We start from the raw sequence: 18,055 nt of genomic DNA on the forward strand, positions 1-18,055 counted from the left end.
TCATGACATTTAGATATATTAACAAAACAATATTTACTGCGGGAATCGCTGCAGTTTTATTTCTTACTTCATGTGAAAACGATTTGAATAGGATGCCCGAATCTGAAGTAACATCGGCATCTGTGTATGCCGATTTTGCAAATTACAAATCAGTTTTGGCTAAAATATATGCAGGATTAGCAGTAAGTGGGCAAAATGGCGGGGATGGAGATCCAGATATCGGTGGTATTGATGGTGGTACTTCAAACTATCTCAGACAGTATTTTCAATTACAGGAATTGCCTACTGATGAAGCAGTCGTAGCTTGGAATGACCCTTCCTTACCTGATCTTCATAATATGAATTGGTCGGCAAGCAATGATTTTATTCGCGCTCTTTATTACCGAATTTATTATCAGATTGCTATTTCAAATGAATTTATCAGAGAGACTTCGGATGAAAAATTAGCTTCAAGAAATATTACGGGAGCAAATGCAGAAGAATCAAGATTATTCAGAAATGAAGCCAGATTTATGAGGGCGTTAAGCTATTTCCATGCTATAGACCTGTTTGGAAATGGACCTTTTGTAACGGAAGCTACCGAAGTGGGAATTACCCCACCTCCAAGAATTGAGAGAGCAGCTCTTTTCGCATATATTGAAAATGAATTAAAAGAGTTAGAGAATCTTTTGAAAGATCCCAGAACCAATGAATATGGTCGTGCAGACAAAGCCGCTGTCTGGATGCTGTTATCAAAACTGTATCTTAATGCTGAGGTGTATACTGGGCAAGGAAGATATTCTGATGCCAGAGTATATGCTGAAAAAGTTATTAATGCAGGATATTCTCTAAAAACAAATTATGATGAATTATTTTTAGCTGACAACAATGTAGCAAATAATGAAGTTATTTTCTCAGTAAACTTTGATGGAATAAATACAAGAACATACGGTGGTACAACTTATATTATTCATGCAGGAGTAGGTGGAACGATGCCACCGGAACAATTTGGTATTAACAGTGGATGGGGCGGATTGCGATCTACAAAAAATATTGTCAATCTTTTTCCGAATGCTACTGGTACACTTGATAAAAGAGGAAGATTCTACACAGATGGGCAAAATCTTGAAATCAACAGTCAGACTGTATTTACAGACGGATATCCATTGATTAAGTTTAAGAATTTAAAGAAAGACGGAACCAAGGGTTCTGATGATACAGGATTATATGTAGATACAGATTTTCCACTTTTCAGACTCGGAGAGGCTTATTTAATTTATGCTGAAGCAGTTTTAAGAGGAGGCGGAGGTTCTAATGCTACGGCATTACAATATATAAATCTGCTGCGACAAAGAGCTTATGGAAATACTTCAGGAAATGTTGCATCCATCAATTTGGATTTCATTTTAGATGAAAGAGCTAGAGAACTTACCTGGGAGGCAACACGAAGAACAGATCTGATCAGATTTAATAAGTTTACTTCTGGATCTTATTTGTGGCCATTTAAAGGCGGTGTAAAAGATGGTAGAGCGGTTGAAGACTTTAGAAAGCTTTATCCTATACCAAATACAGATTTGACAGCAAATCCTAATCTTATACAAAATCCTGGATATTAAATTTTTAAAAAAAGAATCTAAAAATGAAACATATTTTCAAAATATTCACAGTAGCTTTTCTCGCAATCATGGCTGTGTCGTGCGAAAAAGATGAAGATCAGGCAGTTTTAAATGAAATCACTCAGGCTAAAATTACTTCCAGCCAAACAACGCTTATCTTAGATAAAAATAGTCCAGATGATAATGTATTGAATGTAGCTTGGTCTAAAGCCGCATTTGATTTATCCGTTGTTTCTACTCAGCAATTACAATTTGCGATAAAAGGGAAAAACTTTGTAGGGGCATCTAATATTGATGCTGTAGATACTCCGCTAGAATTTACAAACAAAGAATTGAATACTATTGCTCTAGCATTGGGTGCGACTCCAGATGTTGCAACTGAAATCGAAATTAGGCTGAGAACAATGGTTGGGCAGGGTGCGTATTATTCAAATGCTATTACTTTAAATGTTACTCCCTATTTCTTAGGTCCGGTTTATAACTATACAGATTTATACCTAATCGGTGATGCAACAGCTGCAGGATGGACGAATGAGGTTACAAATACTAAATTTCTTCCATTACAGAAAGCATCAGTAGCAGGTAATTATTCTTATACAGGATATTTTGCGCAAGGAGCTTTTAAAATAATAAAAACTCCTGGAAATTGGGATCCTCAGTACGGAATGGATTCTCCGGGCATTTTAAGTACAAGCGGTGGATCTGGAAACATTACTGTTGCAACTGCCGGTTACTATAAGCTTACTATTAATACTACAGCATTAACATATACCTTGACATCAATTCCATCACCATCAACAAATTATACAAGTATCTCTATGATTGGAACAGCTTCAGGAGATTGGAGTACAGATGTAGATTTGCAAAAAACCATATTTGATTCTCATATATGGGTGAAGAAAAATGTAGCACTTAATTCTGGTGAATTTAAATTCAGGGCGAATCATGATTGGGGAACCAATTGGGGAGTAGCTCAAGAGTTTTTTGGAGTAGCTGATCTTGGAGGAGGGAATATTCCTGTAAGTACTGCATTTAATTATGATGTTTATTTTAATGATATAACGGGTGAATTCTCCTTTATTCCAGTATATTAAAATTTACAGCCAATATTAATTTAATTTGAATTACATAGCAAAGTGCTGCTTTACAACAGCACTTTCTTTATTTTTAAAGTTTATAAATAGTCATTATGAAGAAAATTACAGTTGGAGCGATTTTGCTCTCAATGATGTTTGCGGGTGTCAATGCACAGTCTTTAAAATCACCGGACGGGAAATTCGAGATGGATTTTCAGTTGAAGCAGGGTGTTCCTTATTACAATCTTAAATATAACGGGAAAACAGTAGTTGAAGATTCCAAATTGGGATTGAGATTATTTAAAGATACTTCTATAAAATTTGCGTCGGAAATTGCTAAGCCTGAAGATGCAAAATTTGATCTGAACGGTGGTTTCACAAAAACAGACGAAAAAAGGGATTCTAAAAATGAAACCTGGCAGCCGGTTTTGGGTGAAAAGAAAAACTATATCAACCATTACAACGAATTGGCTGTGACGCTGAACCAGGCAACCACTGAAAGAAGCATTGTGGTAAAATTCAGATTGTTTAATGATGGTTTGGGTTTCAGATATGAATTTCCTCAGCAGAAAAACCTGAACTATTTCGTCATCAGAGAAGAAGATTCTGAAATCGATCTTCCATCTGATATGAAAGCATGGTGGATCGTTGCCGATTACGATTCTCAGGAATATCAGTATCAGGAGACAAAAATTTCTGAAATTCCTGCAAGATGGCCAAAAGCGGCAGATGCCAATGCTTCTCAGACTTTGATTAAAAATGCGGTTCAGTCGCCTTTAATGCTTAAAAGAGAAGGAAAAGAGCCTTTGTATATCAATCTTGCAGAAGCGGCAGTGCTGGATTATCCGGCTTCACACCTTGAAGTGGATGCTGCGAACTTTAAGTTTAAAACACACCTGACAGCCGACAGACAGGGAGCGAAAGGATATATGCAGACCCCGATGGTTACGCCTTGGAGAACCATTATCGTTTCACCAAAAGCTGAAGAGGTAATGGATTCTAAGATGATTTTTAATCTGAACGAACCTACAAAATATACCGACACATCTTATATTAAACCCACAAAATACATGGGTGTTTGGTGGGAGATGATCATCGGAAAATCTCAGTGGGCCTATGGTCAGCCGGAATCCAACGTTCGTTTGGGAGCAACAGATTTTTCTAAATTAACACCTAACGGAAAACATGCGGCAAACAATACCAAAGTAAAAGAATATATCGATTTCGCTTCAGAAAATGGTTTCCAGGGACTTTTAATTGAAGGCTGGAATATCGGTTGGGAAGACTGGTTCGGTCATTCAAAAGAATATGTGTTTGATTTTATTACTCCTTATCCGGATTTTGATATCAAAATGCTGAATGAGTATGCACATTCTAAAGGAATCGACTTAATCATGCACCACGAAACGTCAGGTTCAGCAACGAACTATGAAAGATGGGCAGATAAAGCTTTCCAGCTGATGAATAAATATGGCTATAAATCTGTGAAAACTGGTTATGTAGGTGATATTATTCCAAGAGGGGAACATCATTATTCTCAATGGACAATCAACCATTATTACAGAATTGCAGAGAAGGCCAACGAGTATAAAATCATGGTAAATTCTCACGAATCGGTTCGTCCGACGGGAGAAAGCCGTACGTATCCAAACTATATTTCTGCTGAAGCCGCTCGTGGAACAGAATATGAAGCTTTCGGAGGAAACAATCCTGATCACCAGACGATTCTTCCGTTTACCCGTTGGATGGGTGGTTCTATGGACTACACACCGGGAATTTTCCAGACAAAATTAGATTATTATTTCCCTGGAGATACCCGTTTCGTAAAAACGACGTTGGCAAAGCAGTTGGCACTTTATGTAACGATGTACATGCCGCTTCAGATGGCTGCCGATTTACCTGAAAACTATAAGAAGCACATGGATGCCTTCCAGTTTATCAAAGATGTGGCTGCAGATTGGGACGATACAAAAATCTTATCAGCAGAACCGGGAGACTATGTTGTGACTGCGAGAAAAGCAAAAGGCACCGAAAACTGGTTCGTAGGTGGAATCACCGATGAAAACAAGCGTGAGTACACTGTAGACTTCTCTTTCCTGGATAAAGCTCAGAAATACGAAGCAACGATCTACGAAGACGGTAAAGATGCAGATTATATCAACAATCCTCAAAGCTATAATATCTACAAAAAGCAGATTACGAGCAAATCTAAAATTAATTTCAAGATGGTTCGAAGCGGAGGTTTTGCAGTATCAATCAAGCCAATAAAATAAAAATCCGTAAATTTATAATCCTTAAAGCCAAAAACTTTAAGGATTTTTCTTTTATAAATGATATTTAATGAAGCTGATTACTAAAATTTTTACCAAGCAAAACACTTTTCTATTTCTACTTGTCGCCATGGTTTTATTGGCAAAACTGATTCCTTTTCAACCGTATTACAACCAATATTTCAATCTTTCCGCATTTATCGATTGGGGAATTGCAGGGATTTTTCTCTTGTATGGTTTAAAACTGAATTTGAAAGAAGTGGTAAAAGATGTCTCCAACTGGAAACTACATTTGCTGATTCAGTCGGGAACATTTATCCTGTTTCCTTTATTGGTCTTACTATTCTATCCGTTCGTAAAAGATTCGGAGTATTATAATATCTGGCTTTCGGTATTTTTTCTGGCGAGCTTACCGTCAACAGTTTCCTCATCGGTTGTAATGGTTTCTATAGCAAAAGGGAATGTGACTTCAGCAATTTTTAATGCATCAATTTCCGGCTTGATCGGAATTATTATGACGCCGATTTTGATGAGTTTTTTTCTGGTTTCAAGCTCTTCTTCAGGCAATCAGACTGAAATAATAGAGCAGCTTCTAATTAAAGTTTTATTGCCAATTATTTTAGGAGTTTTATTAAATCCGATATTCAAAAAATGGGTGACAAAATATTCAAGCATTATCGCCGAATTTGACCGGCTGATTATTTTACTGATTGTGTATGAAAGCTTTTCAAGTGCCTTTATCGAAAATATTTTCGCTTCGGTTCCTTCATTGGTGTTTTTAATTCTGGCTTTCAGTGTCGTTTTTCTGTTTTTCTCGGTGTATTATATTCTTAAATTTTTCGCTGAAAGATTACATTTTAAGGCAAAAGATGTCATCACAACAACATTCTGCGGTTCTAAAAAATCGTTGGTTCACGGAAGCTTATTTCTGTTGGTTTTAGGAATTCCGGATGAACAAAAAGTGTTATTTCTGCTTCCTGTCATGATTTACCATAGCTTCCAGTTGTTTTATGTAAGCTGGTTGGCAAATAAGATTGCAAAACGGATGGAGGTTCTCGGATCTTAAATTCAATAATTTTTTAAAAAAATGATAAAATTAATCTAGAAAGAAGTTGTATTATCAGCTTTTGCTATTACTATGGAGAAGATATGCCTAAAACATGCAAAAAGCTCATGACTTATCCGTGAAAATAAGGAATTTTATTTGTTGTTTCTTATATGTGCACTTTAACGCCGACGGAATCTGTGAAATATACATTCAAAGAAACTACTTAAAAGGGAATTACTATATTGAGTATTGAAACCTGAAAATTAGGGGCAGTTCAAAAAGATAATGTAAATTTGATTAATACTGCCGTTACAATATGCTTCAATATTCAGAGAATTATGTGACGGGAAAATCGAAAGTAGAGAATAAAAAAGACTGTTCTTTTGAATCAGCAGGATGATATCAAAGTTCCGGAAAACGGAAGTCGGAAAAATAGATTAAAACCAAAAAAAAAGGATAAAATTGATAGCACCTTAAAATATTGTCTTTAATTAATATTAAAAATGAAAAAATTATACACCATCATCGCTCTGTCAGCAGCAGTCATCGCTTTCTCACAGAAGCCTCTGGATAAAGTAGAACCCGGTTTTTGGTGGAAAGGAATGAAAAATCCTGAACTTCAGATTCTGGTCTACGGAAAAGATATTGCGAATAATGAAATTGAGCTTTCAGACGGAGTTCAGATCAAAGATATTCAGAAAGTTGAAAATCCGAACTATGTTTTTTTAACGGTGAATACCAATGAAATCAACGTTCCGAAATTCAAAATCAATATTAAAAAAGGCAGGAAAATTGTAGGGTCTTATGTTTATGAATTAAAACAAAGAAACCCAAATTCTGCGAACAGGGAATCATTTACCTCAAAAGACGTGATGTATCTGATAATGCCTGATCGTTTTGCGAATGGAGATGAAAAAAATGATTCCAGTCCGAATTTAACTGAAAAAGCAAACAGAAGTCTTCCCAACGGACGTCATGGCGGAGATTTGCGAGGAATTATCAACAATTTAGATTATATTCAAAACCTTGGCGCAACGGCAGTCTGGTTGACTCCGGTGAATGAAGATAACGAAAAAGTCTATTCATATCACGGCTATGCACAGACAGACTTATATAAAATTGACGGACGCTACGGAACCAACGAAGAATATAGGGAACTTTCCCAGAAATTAAACCAAAGAAATATGAAACTGGTGATGGATTATGTGACCAATCACTGGGGAATTTCACATTGGATGATTAAAGATCTTCCGACCAAAGACTGGATTCACTGGTTTAACGGTGGTGAAAATGGCTTTAAGCGTTCCAATTACAAAACAACCACTCAATTCGATACCAATGCTTCTGAAATTGATAAGAGATCTGCTCTGGATGGCTGGTTTGATACCACGATGCCCGACATCAATCAGAAAAATCCTTTGGTTTTAAAATATCTGACACAGAATGCTATTTGGTGGATCGAATACGCTGAATTGGGAGGTTTCCGTGTGGATACTTATCCGTATAACGACAAAGAAGCGATGGCAAAATGGGCAAAAGCGATCACCGATGAATATCCGAAATTCAATATCGTCGGGGAAACCTGGTTGAACACTGCCGGACAAATTTCGGCGTGGCAAAAGGACTCCAAAACGGGAGAAGCGGCAAATTACAACTCTAATCTTCCTTCTGTGATGGATTTTATGCTGTATGGAGATATGCCTAAGGCAATTAAAGAAAAAGAAGGCTGGGACAGTGGAATGAATAGAATTTACAACAGTTTGTCAAGCGATTTTTTGTATCCCGACATCAATAGCGTAATGGTTTTTTTCGAAAATCACGATACGGAAAGATGGAATGAAATTTTTAATGATGATCCAAAAGCATATAAATTAGGTTTAACATTAATTTCAACCGTTCGCGGAATTCCTCAAATTTACTATGGCTCCGAGGTTGGAATGCGCGGCGATAAAAATAAAGGCGGTGACGCAGATATCCGAAGAGACTTTCCTGGTGGATGGAAATCGGATAAACAAAATGCTTTCAATCCATCGACACAAACGCCTCAACAAAAGGAATTTTATCAGTTTACCCGGCAATTGCTGAACTGGAGAAAAGGAAAAGAGGTCATTCATACCGGAAAAACTAAAAATTTCGTTCCTCAGAATAATGTTTTTGTGTATTTTAGATATAATGAAAAAGAAAGTGTGATGGTGGTTCTGAACAACAGTGAGAAAGAGGAAACTTTAGACTTGAATCATTTTGATGAATCGTTGAAAGGGTTTTATTCTGGGATAGATGTTATTTCCGAAAGTGAAATTGTTTTAGATAAAAGCTTAAAAATTCCTCCAAAATCATCATTAATCTTAGAATTAAAAAGGGATTTAGGAGAAGTGAATATTTTGCCTAATAGAAAATTGAACAAAAATTTAAATCAATAGTTTCTTAATAAAATCCTTAGGATCATTGAATTTGATAGAAAATTTTGCGCCATTTTGCGCCAAAAAATAAAATTAAACATGAAAAAAACAACAAGAATCTTTACAATTTTCTTTTTAGTATTCGGTTTAACGACTCTTTCGGCTCAATCAAAATTTGAAAAAGAAAAAATCGAAATCGGAACAATGCTCGATGGTTTCAACGTGGCGGCTGCAAAAGCTGATTTCACAACGTATTTCAACTATTTCGCCGACGAATCCACTTTTATTGGAACAGATGCAACCGAAGTTTGGGACAAAAAACAATTCATGGTTTGGGCAAAACCCTATTTTGATAAGAAGAAAACCTGGAATTTTACCTCTTTAAAAAGAAATATCTACTTCAGCAAAGACGGAAAACTGGCTTGGTTTGATGAATTGCTGGATACCCAAATGAAAATCTGCCGTGGTTCTGGAGTGGTTGAAAAAATCAACGGACAATGGAAAGTAAAGCAATATGTACTTTCTGTAACGGTTCCGAATGATGTTGTAGACAAAGTAGTAGCAGAAAAAGCACCGATTGAGGATGCTTTAATTCAACAATTAAAAAAGAAATAGGCGGATGGCGAAAAAAATAAAACCGAACTTATCCATGCTTCAGATCATCAACATGAGCATGGGATTTTTGGGAATCCAAATGGCTTTTGGTTTGCAAAACGGAAATGCAAGTAGAATTCTGGCTAATTTCGGTGCCGATGTTCATGAATTGTCATGGTTCTGGCTTGTTGCTCCCATTACGGGATTGATTGTCCAGCCGATTATCGGTCACATGGGCGATAATACATGGAGCCCGTTTGGAAGAAGGAAACCTTATTTTTTAATAGGCGCAGTTTTGTGCGCCGTCGGTTTGGTCATGCTTCCCAATGCCGCTTCTGCAACACAGATGATGGCAGCCAATGTTCTGTTATTGGCCGTGATATTTTTAGCAATAATGGATGCTTCAATCAATGTGGCGATGGAGCCGTTTCGTGCTTTGGTAGGAGATATGCTGCCGAAACACCAGGCGACAATAGGATTTTCTGTGCAGACGATTTTAATCGGAATCGGGGCAGTGATCGGTTCGGATTTACCCAACTGGTTAACGAATTGGGGTATTTCAAATGTCGCTCAAAAAGGTTTTGTAGCAGACAATGTCATTTATTCTTTTTACATTGGGGCGGCGGTTTTAATTGTTTCGATTTTATATACCATTATGACAACCAAAGAATACTCACCCGAGGAATTTTCGTCTTTTGAAGATGATCATGATGAGGTAAAACAGTCACCAAAATTTTCAGATATCTTCAAAGATTTCGGAAATATTCCTTCTCAGATGAAGAAATTAGGAATCGTTCAGTTTTTTTCATGGTTTGCACTGTTTACCATGTGGGTTTTCACGACAAGCGCTTTGGCAACCCATCATTTCGGACTTTCTCCAAATGATACTCATTCTGCAGAATTTAATAAAGCCGGAGATTTAACGGGAAGCTTATTCGGGAGTTATAATTTTTACGCCATTTTCTTTGCCTTTGCTCTAACTCCTATCGCCAGATTTATCGGAAAAAAGCAGACGCATGCTTTAGCTTTGGCTTGTGGTGGATTAGGTTTAATTTCAATGTACTTCATAAAAGATGTCAACAGCCTTTGGATTTCTATGGTCGGTTTAGGATTTGCGTGGGCAAGTATTCTGGCGATGCCGTATGCGATGCTGATCGATTCTATTCCGCAAAAGAAAATGGGAGTTTACATGGGAATTTTCAATTTTTTTATTGTGATTCCGCAAATTCTTAACGGTATTTTCGGAGGTCCGATTGTAAGCGGAATCTTTGGAAAAATGGCAATCGATTATATAGTTGTAGGTGGAATCTGTATGTTACTGGGAGCTGTTTTAACAATGATTTTTATTAAATCTGAAAACAATACTCCAAAAGAAATTGAAGAGGAAATTCAACAGGTGCATTTCTGATGTAATTTTAAATAGTTATAAAAGACTTTTGAAATGAAATATCAATATAAAAACGGACTTCGGTTCGTTTTTTTACTAAAAAGGTGTCATATCTTAGCTCCCGTAAACTAAAAACATAAAAATTGACATGAAAATAAATTGTAAGAACTGCGAAAGACAATTGATTAAATTAAACTTTACAGAAGAACAAAAACTTCATTTTTATATATTAATGCAAAATAGATTAAAATTATTTGCGAAAAACAAAATTATTGATGAGCATATGCTTTCTGAAAATGAAGCTGATGCTATTATCGATCATTTAAATAAATATGGAAGATGTATTGAATGTAAATTTGATGACTTGAACCATGAATATGTTGAATGCCCTAATTGCCAAGCCTTTAATTTTAATTTAAAAGAACCTTCATTTAATATCGAATTTTGTAGCTTGCTGGAGTGGAGTCTTGATTTTGAAAATTCAGGATATAAAGAGGCAGAATATTTTTGGTGTGATGGTATAAGTCATTTGCCGGAAAATACAAACTCCCTACTTTGTAAAAATATTGAAAAAGATCGTGAGATTATTACAAAAGCATGGATTGGAAATGATGGGCAGGATATCTATGAAATGAAAATAAAGTTTGGAAAAAAATCTCTTAAAAACTACAAAAATCAGAAAAACTTAGCTGAATGTATACCTACACATTCTGAGAAACCTAATTGGATAATATTGGATGTTAAAAACAAATTGATAGAATTACAATTAAAATAATTTCTTTGTCTGATTGCATAGATATCCTTTCTTATCCTACGTCAACATTTCCAAATCCTGCAAGCTGTACATTTGTATTATAATTAGCAACAATAATTAAATAACAAATAGATATGAAAACAGTTTACCATAAAGCAGATTCAAGAGGTCACGCCAATCACGGTTGGCTGAATTCTTACCATACATTCAGTTTTGCCAATTATCAAAACCGCGACAGAACACATTTCGGAGTGTTGAGAGTTTTAAATGACGATACCGTTTCTCAGGGAATGGGTTTTGGAACGCATCCGCACAAAAACATGGAAATCATTTCCATTCCTTTGGAAGGTGATCTGGAACATAAAGATTCTATGGGAACGACTGCCGTAATCAGAAAAGGAGAAATTCAGGTAATGAGTGCCGGAACTGGTGTAATGCACAGCGAATACAACAAAAATAAAGACGAAGAAGTAAAATTCTTACAGATCTGGGTTTTCCCGAAAGAAGAAAATGTAGAACCGAGATATGACCAAAAAAGCATTAAAGAAGGCGAAAAAGTCAACGGTTTTCAGCAGATTTTATCTCCCAACAGAAACGATGAAGGCGTTTGGATTCATCAGGATGCTTGGTTTAATCTGGCTAATTTTACCAAAGGAAATGGCAAAAACTATACTCTGAACAAAAAAGGAAACGGTGTTTACGCTTTTGTATTAAAAGGAAGCGCTAAAGTGGGCGACAGAATTCTGAATGAAAGAGACGGTTTAGGAATCTGGGATACCCAAAGTTTCAATATCGAAGCAACAGAAGACACAGAAATCCTTTTAATGGAAGTTCCAATGGAATTGCCCGATTATTTGAAATAAACAGTTAATTTTGCAGCGTCAAATTGATATCATTGCAGGAATTACAACAATAAATGAAATGATTGTAGTTAGAGAACCACGAAGTGGTTCAATATGAATAGCCGTGGGTGAAACCCATGGAAAAAATACCCAAAATCAACGAACCACGAAGTGGTTCAACAAACATAATTTTAAACAAAAAATTAAAAATAAATGAAAATTTTAGCAGTAGCTGGAAGTAATTCCGAAACATCAATCAATAAATTATTAGTTTCTTACGCGGCTTCATTAATAGAAAACGCAGAAGTGGAAATCGTAGACATGAACGATTTTGAAATGCCGATCTACAAACACCAGAGAGAAGTAGAAAGCGGAGTTCCTCAGGAAGCAAAAAACTTTGCAGAAAAAATCGATGCAGCAGATCTACTTTTAATTTCTTTGTCTGAGCATAACGGAACATATTCTACGGCATTCAAAAATGTGTTCGACTGGACTTCAAGAATCAAAGACAGAGCAGTATGGAATGAGAAGCCTATGTTATTGATGGCAACTGCTCCGGGAGCAAGAGGCGGATTAGGTGTTTTGGAAGCTGCAACGAAGCGTTTTCCTCTTCACGGCGGAAATATAGTTGAGACTTTTACCCTTCCTTTCTTTAACGATAATTTCGATAAAGAAGCTGGAAAGATTTCTAACGAGGAGAAAGACAGTGAGTTAAAAGAAAAAATCCAGAAAATTTCTGCCGTTGAATCTATCCTTGAAAAATAGATTTGAAAATTAATATAAAATTAATATCTTTGCAAAAAGAAAAAAGATGAAAATTCAGACCACTTTTAAAGAATGTTTCTCCAAGAAAGGGAATATTGTGGACTCTGAAATTCTGAGATAAAACAACGGCCGATAATCTACCAAGATTGTCGGCTTTTTTGTTTTCTGAATTTGAATAAAAGTAATATAAAGATAAGAGACATCAGATACCAGATATTAGATTGACAAATAGTCTGTAATCTGAAATCTAGTATCTAAAAATCTAAATAAAACATGAGCAACACGTACAAATCAGCAGGAGTAGACAAAGAAGAAGGATACAAAACCGTTGATAAGATCAAGAAAGCGGTGGGCGAAACTCACAATTCCAATGTATTGAATCATTTGGGAAGTTTTGGGGCTTTCTACGAAATCGGAGGATACAAAAATCCTGTTTTGGTTTCCGGAACAGATGGTGTGGGAACGAAGCTTAAAGTAGCTTTAGACTCAAAAAAATACGATTCTATAGGGGTAGACTGTTTTGCAATGTGTGCAAACGATATTCTTTGCCACGGTGCAAAACCATTATTTTTCCTTGATTATTTAGCTTGTGGAAAATTAGATTCCGAGATCGCTGCAGAAATCGTTTTAGGAATGGTAGAAGCTTGTAAAGACAACAACTGTGCATTAATTGGTGGTGAAACTGCCGAAATGCCGGGAATGTATCAACCTGGAGATTACGATGTTGCAGGATTCTGCGTAGGAATTGTAGAAAAAGACCAGATTATTGACGGTTCAGGAATCAAAGCAGGTAATAAAATTATAGCTCTTCCAAGTTCAGGTTTCCACTCAAACGGATTCTCTTTGGTAAGAAAAGTGTTCCCGGATTTCAACGAAGAATTCGAAGGAAAGCCTTTGTACGAGACACTTTTGGTTCCTACAAGATTATATTATAAAGATATCCACAAAGTTCTTGAAGAAGTTAAAGTTTGCGGTATCGCTCACATCACGGGTGGCGGCTTGTACGAAAACATCCCAAGAATTATCGGTGACGGACTTTGCGCAACAATTGATGCTTCAAAAATCCAGATTCCAAGCATTATGCTGGAATTGGAAAAAAGAGGTGGCGTAGCTCGTGAAGAGATGTTCGGAACTTTCAACATGGGGGTCGGAATGATCGTTGTGGTAGATGCAGAACACGCTGAAAAAGTATTGCACCTTTTGGATGATGCTTACGAAATCGGAGAAATCACGGAAGGAAGCGAAAAAATAGATTTAAAATTTTAGGAGCTTAATCCCGCTTTCCACTATATCTTTTTTGTTACGGCCTCCGCTTCGCTCCGGCCGCAACAAAAAAGGATGCCGCTGCAATCGGGGCTAGTTATTAAACATAGAAAGCCTTGTCAAGGTTTCAAACCTTGACAAGGCTCACAAAATAAAATGAAAAACTTAGTTATACTCGTTTCGGGTTCAGGAACCAATCTTCAGAGAATCATCGATACTATTGATAGTGGAGAAATCCAGAATGCAAAAGTATCTTTGGTCGTTGCCGACAGAGAATGTTTCGGTTTGGAAAGAGCAAAAAACCATAACATAGACAACGTTCTGATTCCGAGAGGAAAGAACTTCAGCAGCGAATTGGCGAAAATCATCCCTGAAAATACAGATTTAATCGTATTGGCAGGATTTTTATCCATTCTGAAACCTGAGTTTTGTGAAAATTGGGTTGGAAAAATAATCAATATTCATCCGGCGTTGCTTCCGAAATTCGGAGGAAAAGGAATGTGGGGACATCATGTTCATAACGCGGTAATTGAAGCCAAAGAAAAAGAAAGCGGAGCAACCGTTCATTTTGTAACTCCGGGAATTGATGAAGGAGAAGCCATTCTTCAGAAATCATTCGAAGTTACAGAAAACGACACTCCCGAAACCGTTGCGGAAAAAGTTCATCTAATTGAATATGAAATTTTCCCAATCGCAATAAACAAAGTATTGAATAATAATTAAAACAATTATTAGCAATACAAAAAGTCCCTTCCTTTGGAGGGGTGGCAAAAATTCAAAGAATTTTAGACGGGGTGGCTAAAAAGATTAATAACAACCATCCTTTGCTGAGTGAAATCGAAGATTCGACGTAGTCAAACGCCTTTGCGAACGAAAAATATTCAGTAAGAAATTGAAAAAAAAACTTAGCGCCCTTTGCGTTAAAATAATAATTAACAAAACATATTTAGATTTAATTATTTCGAAAATCAAGAAAAATCTAAGTAAAAATAAAGTAAGATCGGAGGTGAAAGACCCGGTCTACAGTTTGAAATAACTGTAAAAAGTAAAAATTTAAAGTAAAAAGTTTTTGATTAAAAAGAGTCCCGAAGGGACGATTTAAATCAGGATAGGATGAAAATCCTATAGAATTGGTTTATTAATCATGAAAAATTATTACAAAAAATCGAAAGTAAAATGAGCAAAAAGAGAGTTTTAATCAGTGTTTCTGACAAAAGCGGGTTAATTGAATTCGCACAGTTTTTGGAAGCCCAAAACTATGAATTGATTTCTACAGGAGGGACATTCAAACATTTGAAAGACGCTGGTTTAAATCCAATTCAGATTGATGAGGTTACCAATTTCCCTGAGATGTTGGACGGAAGAGTGAAAACATTACACCCGAAAGTTCACGGTGGTTTGTTGGCGGTTCGTTCCAACGAAGAACACATGAAAACCGTTCAGGAGCACGGAATTGGACTGATTGACATGGTGATCGTGAATCTTTATCCTTTCTTCGAAAATGTAAACAAGGACATTTCTCTTCACGAAAAGGTAGAATTCATCGATATCGGAGGTCCTTCAATGCTTCGTTCTGCAGCGAAAAACTTTGATTCTGTAACGGTAATTACTGATGTTGAAGATTACGCAGCAGTAAGAATCGAAATGGAACAAAATGGTGACACATTCATCGAAACCCGTAAAAGATTGGCAGGAAAAGTATTCAACCTTACTTCAGCTTATGATGCTGCGATTTCAAGAATGCTTTTGGAAGAAGATTATCCAACTTATTTAAACGCTTCTTACAAGAAAGTTTCTGACCTTAGATACGGTGAAAACCCACATCAGACGGCAGCTTATTACGTTTCTACTTTCGAAAACGGGGCAATGAAAGATTTCGAACAATTGGGAGGTAAAGAATTGTCTTTCAACAACCTTCGTGATATGGATCTTTGCTGGAAAGTAGTTACTGAATTCAAAGAAGAAATGGCTTGTTGTGCGGTTAAACATTCTACACCTTGTGGCGTTGCGATCGGAACTTCAGCTTTGGAAACCTATCAGAAAACTTTCGAGTGTGATCCGGTTTCCATCTTTGGCGGAATTGTTGCAATGAACTACAAAATCGACGCAGCAACAGCGGAAGAATTAAACAAAACCTTCCTTGAAATCGTTATGGCTCCTGAGTTTGATGAGGAAGCTTTGGAAATTTTAAGAAAGAAGAAAAATTTAAGAATTATAAAAATCGTTAACCCTGTTTCTGATAAGCAAACTTGGGTAAAAGTTGATGGCGGAATATTAGTTCAGGATAACGACAGTATCTTCTCGGATGATATTAAAGTGGTAACAGAAACTCAGCCTACAGAAGAGCAGAAAAAAGCATTATTGTTCTCTCAGAGAGTGGTAAAATATGTAAAATCCAATGCTATCGTAGTTTCCAACGGAATTCAGGCTTTCGGAATCGGAGGCGGACAGGTTAACAGAATCTGGGCTACTCAACAGGCGATCGAAAGAGCAAAAGAGAAATTCACAGGAGACTTGGTTTTGGCTTCTGATGCGTTTTTCCCTTTCCGTGATGTGGTAGATTTCTGCGCTCAGGAAGGTATTACGGCCATTATTCAGCCGGGAGGAAGTGTAAAAGACCAGGACAGCATCGAAGCAGCGAATGAGCACAAAATCCCGATGATGTTTACAGGTGTTAGACATTTTTTCCATTAATTAAGATTAAGAGATTCAGAAATTTAGATATTAAGGAATTACCGAGTCGTAATTTCTTAATTCTTTAATCTCTCAATCTTTTAATTTTAAATTATATATTTGTAAAATAGACTAGATAATTAATAAAGTATGAGAATATTAATCATAGGTGAAGGTGGAAGAGAATCTGCTTTGGCAGCAAAACTTCAGAATGACCCAAGAATTTCTAAAATGTTTTTCGCCAACGGAAACGCTACCACTGATGTAATAGGAAAAAATGTTCATTTATCAGAGATTAAAGAACTTAGAGATTTTGCGATCAAAGAAAAGGTAGACTTAACGATCGTGGGTCCTGAAGCACCGCTTGTAGCTGGTTTAAAGGATGAATTCAAGAAGCATGATCTTAAAGTTTTCGGTCCCAATCAAAAAGTAGCTAGCTTGGAAGGAAGTAAGGCTTTCTCTAAGAAGTTTATGCAGACCTATGATATCAAAACAGCAAAGGCTGTGGTATTTGATTCATATAACGAAGCGAAGGAATATGTTCAGACGCAGCAGTTTCCTTTAGTAGTGAAGGCGAGCGGTTTAGCTGGCGGAAAAGGTGTTGTGATTTGCGATACTTTGGAAGAAGCTGAAGCTACAATCCATGATTTCATGATCAGAAGAATCTACGGAGATGCCGGAATTCGTTTAGTTATCGAGGAATATTTAGAAGGTTTTGAAGCTTCAATTATTGCATTCTCAAACGGTGAAAAATTATTCCCTTGTGTAGCGGCAAAAGATTATAAAAAAGCTGGAAACGGTGATACAGGACCAAATACAGGAGGTATGGGAACTGTGGCTCCAAGCCCGGAATTTACTCAGGAACACTATGCTGACTTTGAGAAAAATATCTTAGAACCGACAGTAAAAGGTCTTAAAGGTGAAGGTTTCAGCTTCAAAGGAATTATTTTCTTCGGATTAATGATTACGAAGAACGGAACTTACCTTCTAGAATATAACATGAGATTCGGAGATCCTGAAACTCAGGTATTAATGGCTTTAATGGAGAATAATCTTTTAGACGTTATTAATGACTGTATGGAAGGAAAAGATATCGAGCTTAAGTTTAAAGACGAAAAAGCAGTTTGCCTTGTAATGTGCTCAGGAGGTTACCCAAGAAACATCGAAACTGGTTTCGAAATCGTAGGGGAAGATAAACTGAAGTACAGCAAGCTTTTATATGCGGGAGCGATCAGAAAAGGAGACAAAGTGGTTTCAAACGGGGGTAGAGTTCTTAACATCGTGGCTACGGGAGCAACTTATGAAGATGCCCGCAAGAAAGTTTACGAAGACGCAAGCCACGTACATTTCGATTACGGATTCTACAGAGAAGACATCGGAAAGTTTTAA

The 18,055-nt window shown here is 36.6% G+C and carries 14 protein-coding genes; all 14 read left to right on the plus strand.

Going from position 1 to position 18,055, the window contains the following annotated elements; all coding sequences use genetic code 11:
* The first annotated feature begins 2 nt into the window (after nucleotides 1-2).
* On the plus strand, nucleotides 3-1,595 hold the full coding sequence (locus tag BUA89_RS02770) for a RagB/SusD family nutrient uptake outer membrane protein (protein WP_072953094.1): 1,593 nt from the start codon (nucleotides 3-5) through the stop codon (nucleotides 1,593-1,595).
* Nucleotides 1,596-1,618: 23 nt separating this feature from the next.
* Nucleotides 1,619-2,689, plus strand: coding sequence for a SusE domain-containing protein (locus BUA89_RS02775; RefSeq protein ID WP_072953095.1), 1,071 nt, complete (start codon nucleotides 1,619-1,621; stop codon nucleotides 2,687-2,689).
* A 95-nt stretch (nucleotides 2,690-2,784) separates the two neighbouring features.
* Entirely contained in the window at nucleotides 2,785-4,944 is a 2,160-nt protein-coding gene (locus BUA89_RS02780) for a glycoside hydrolase family 97 protein (protein WP_072953096.1), read from the plus strand.
* A gap of 67 nt (nucleotides 4,945-5,011) precedes the next feature.
* A complete protein-coding gene (locus tag BUA89_RS02785; protein WP_072953097.1) occupies nucleotides 5,012-6,007 on the plus strand; it encodes a bile acid:sodium symporter in 996 nt (331 codons plus the stop codon).
* Nucleotides 6,008-6,492: 485 nt separating this feature from the next.
* On the plus strand, nucleotides 6,493-8,409 hold the full coding sequence (locus tag BUA89_RS02790; RefSeq protein WP_072953098.1) for a glycoside hydrolase family 13 protein: 1,917 nt from the start codon (nucleotides 6,493-6,495) through the stop codon (nucleotides 8,407-8,409).
* Between the two features lie 78 nt (nucleotides 8,410-8,487).
* Entirely contained in the window at nucleotides 8,488-9,003 is a 516-nt protein-coding gene (locus BUA89_RS02795) for a nuclear transport factor 2 family protein (protein ID WP_072953099.1), read from the plus strand.
* Between the two features lie 4 nt (nucleotides 9,004-9,007).
* The gene (locus BUA89_RS02800) at nucleotides 9,008-10,390 is read left to right on the plus strand and encodes an MFS transporter (RefSeq protein WP_072953100.1); all 1,383 of its coding nucleotides are present in this window, start codon (nucleotides 9,008-9,010) and stop codon (nucleotides 10,388-10,390) included.
* Nucleotides 10,391-10,517: 127 nt separating this feature from the next.
* On the plus strand, nucleotides 10,518-11,144 hold the full coding sequence (locus BUA89_RS02805) for a hypothetical protein (RefSeq protein WP_143152252.1): 627 nt from the start codon (nucleotides 10,518-10,520) through the stop codon (nucleotides 11,142-11,144).
* A gap of 113 nt (nucleotides 11,145-11,257) precedes the next feature.
* Nucleotides 11,258-11,986 (plus strand): pirin family protein, encoded by a 729-nt coding sequence (locus BUA89_RS02810; RefSeq protein ID WP_072953102.1) that lies wholly within the window; start codon nucleotides 11,258-11,260, stop codon nucleotides 11,984-11,986.
* Between the two features lie 192 nt (nucleotides 11,987-12,178).
* Nucleotides 12,179-12,730, plus strand: a complete 552-nt coding sequence (locus tag BUA89_RS02815; RefSeq protein ID WP_072953103.1) for an NADPH-dependent FMN reductase — start codon at nucleotides 12,179-12,181, stop codon at nucleotides 12,728-12,730.
* 273 nt (nucleotides 12,731-13,003) lie between these two features.
* Nucleotides 13,004-13,996, plus strand: coding sequence for a phosphoribosylformylglycinamidine cyclo-ligase (gene purM, locus BUA89_RS02820; protein WP_072953104.1), 993 nt, complete (start codon nucleotides 13,004-13,006; stop codon nucleotides 13,994-13,996).
* 153 nt (nucleotides 13,997-14,149) lie between these two features.
* Nucleotides 14,150-14,716 (plus strand): phosphoribosylglycinamide formyltransferase, encoded by a 567-nt coding sequence (gene purN / locus BUA89_RS02825; protein ID WP_072953105.1) that lies wholly within the window; start codon nucleotides 14,150-14,152, stop codon nucleotides 14,714-14,716.
* Nucleotides 14,717-15,169: 453 nt separating this feature from the next.
* Entirely contained in the window at nucleotides 15,170-16,687 is a 1,518-nt protein-coding gene (gene purH, locus BUA89_RS02830; protein WP_072953106.1) for a bifunctional phosphoribosylaminoimidazolecarboxamide formyltransferase/IMP cyclohydrolase, read from the plus strand.
* 129 nt (nucleotides 16,688-16,816) lie between these two features.
* A complete protein-coding gene (purD, locus tag BUA89_RS02835) occupies nucleotides 16,817-18,055 on the plus strand; it encodes a phosphoribosylamine--glycine ligase (RefSeq protein ID WP_072953107.1) in 1,239 nt (412 codons plus the stop codon).

It is taken from the genome of Chryseobacterium arachidis, assembly GCF_900129245.1.
Taxonomy (GTDB): domain Bacteria; phylum Bacteroidota; class Bacteroidia; order Flavobacteriales; family Weeksellaceae; genus Chryseobacterium; species Chryseobacterium arachidis.

Coding starts and splice junctions, on each gene's coding strand:
- BUA89_RS02800 (WP_072953100.1), top strand. CDS start 9,008: ATGGCGAAAAAAATAAAACCGAACTTATCCATGCTTCAGATCATCAAC.
- purM (WP_072953104.1), top strand. CDS start 13,004: ATGAGCAACACGTACAAATCAGCAGGAGTAGACAAAGAAGAAGGATAC.
- purD (WP_072953107.1), top strand. CDS start 16,817: ATGAGAATATTAATCATAGGTGAAGGTGGAAGAGAATCTGCTTTGGCA.
- purN (WP_072953105.1), top strand. CDS start 14,150: ATGAAAAACTTAGTTATACTCGTTTCGGGTTCAGGAACCAATCTTCAG.
- BUA89_RS02780 (WP_072953096.1), top strand. CDS start 2,785: ATGAAGAAAATTACAGTTGGAGCGATTTTGCTCTCAATGATGTTTGCG.
- BUA89_RS02790 (WP_072953098.1), top strand. CDS start 6,493: ATGAAAAAATTATACACCATCATCGCTCTGTCAGCAGCAGTCATCGCT.
- BUA89_RS02770 (WP_072953094.1), top strand. CDS start 3: ATGACATTTAGATATATTAACAAAACAATATTTACTGCGGGAATCGCT.
- BUA89_RS02810 (WP_072953102.1), top strand. CDS start 11,258: ATGAAAACAGTTTACCATAAAGCAGATTCAAGAGGTCACGCCAATCAC.
- BUA89_RS02795 (WP_072953099.1), top strand. CDS start 8,488: ATGAAAAAAACAACAAGAATCTTTACAATTTTCTTTTTAGTATTCGGT.
- purH (WP_072953106.1), top strand. CDS start 15,170: ATGAGCAAAAAGAGAGTTTTAATCAGTGTTTCTGACAAAAGCGGGTTA.
- BUA89_RS02785 (WP_072953097.1), top strand. CDS start 5,012: ATGAAGCTGATTACTAAAATTTTTACCAAGCAAAACACTTTTCTATTT.
- BUA89_RS02775 (WP_072953095.1), top strand. CDS start 1,619: ATGAAACATATTTTCAAAATATTCACAGTAGCTTTTCTCGCAATCATG.
- BUA89_RS02815 (WP_072953103.1), top strand. CDS start 12,179: ATGAAAATTTTAGCAGTAGCTGGAAGTAATTCCGAAACATCAATCAAT.
- BUA89_RS02805 (WP_143152252.1), top strand. CDS start 10,518: ATGAAAATAAATTGTAAGAACTGCGAAAGACAATTGATTAAATTAAAC.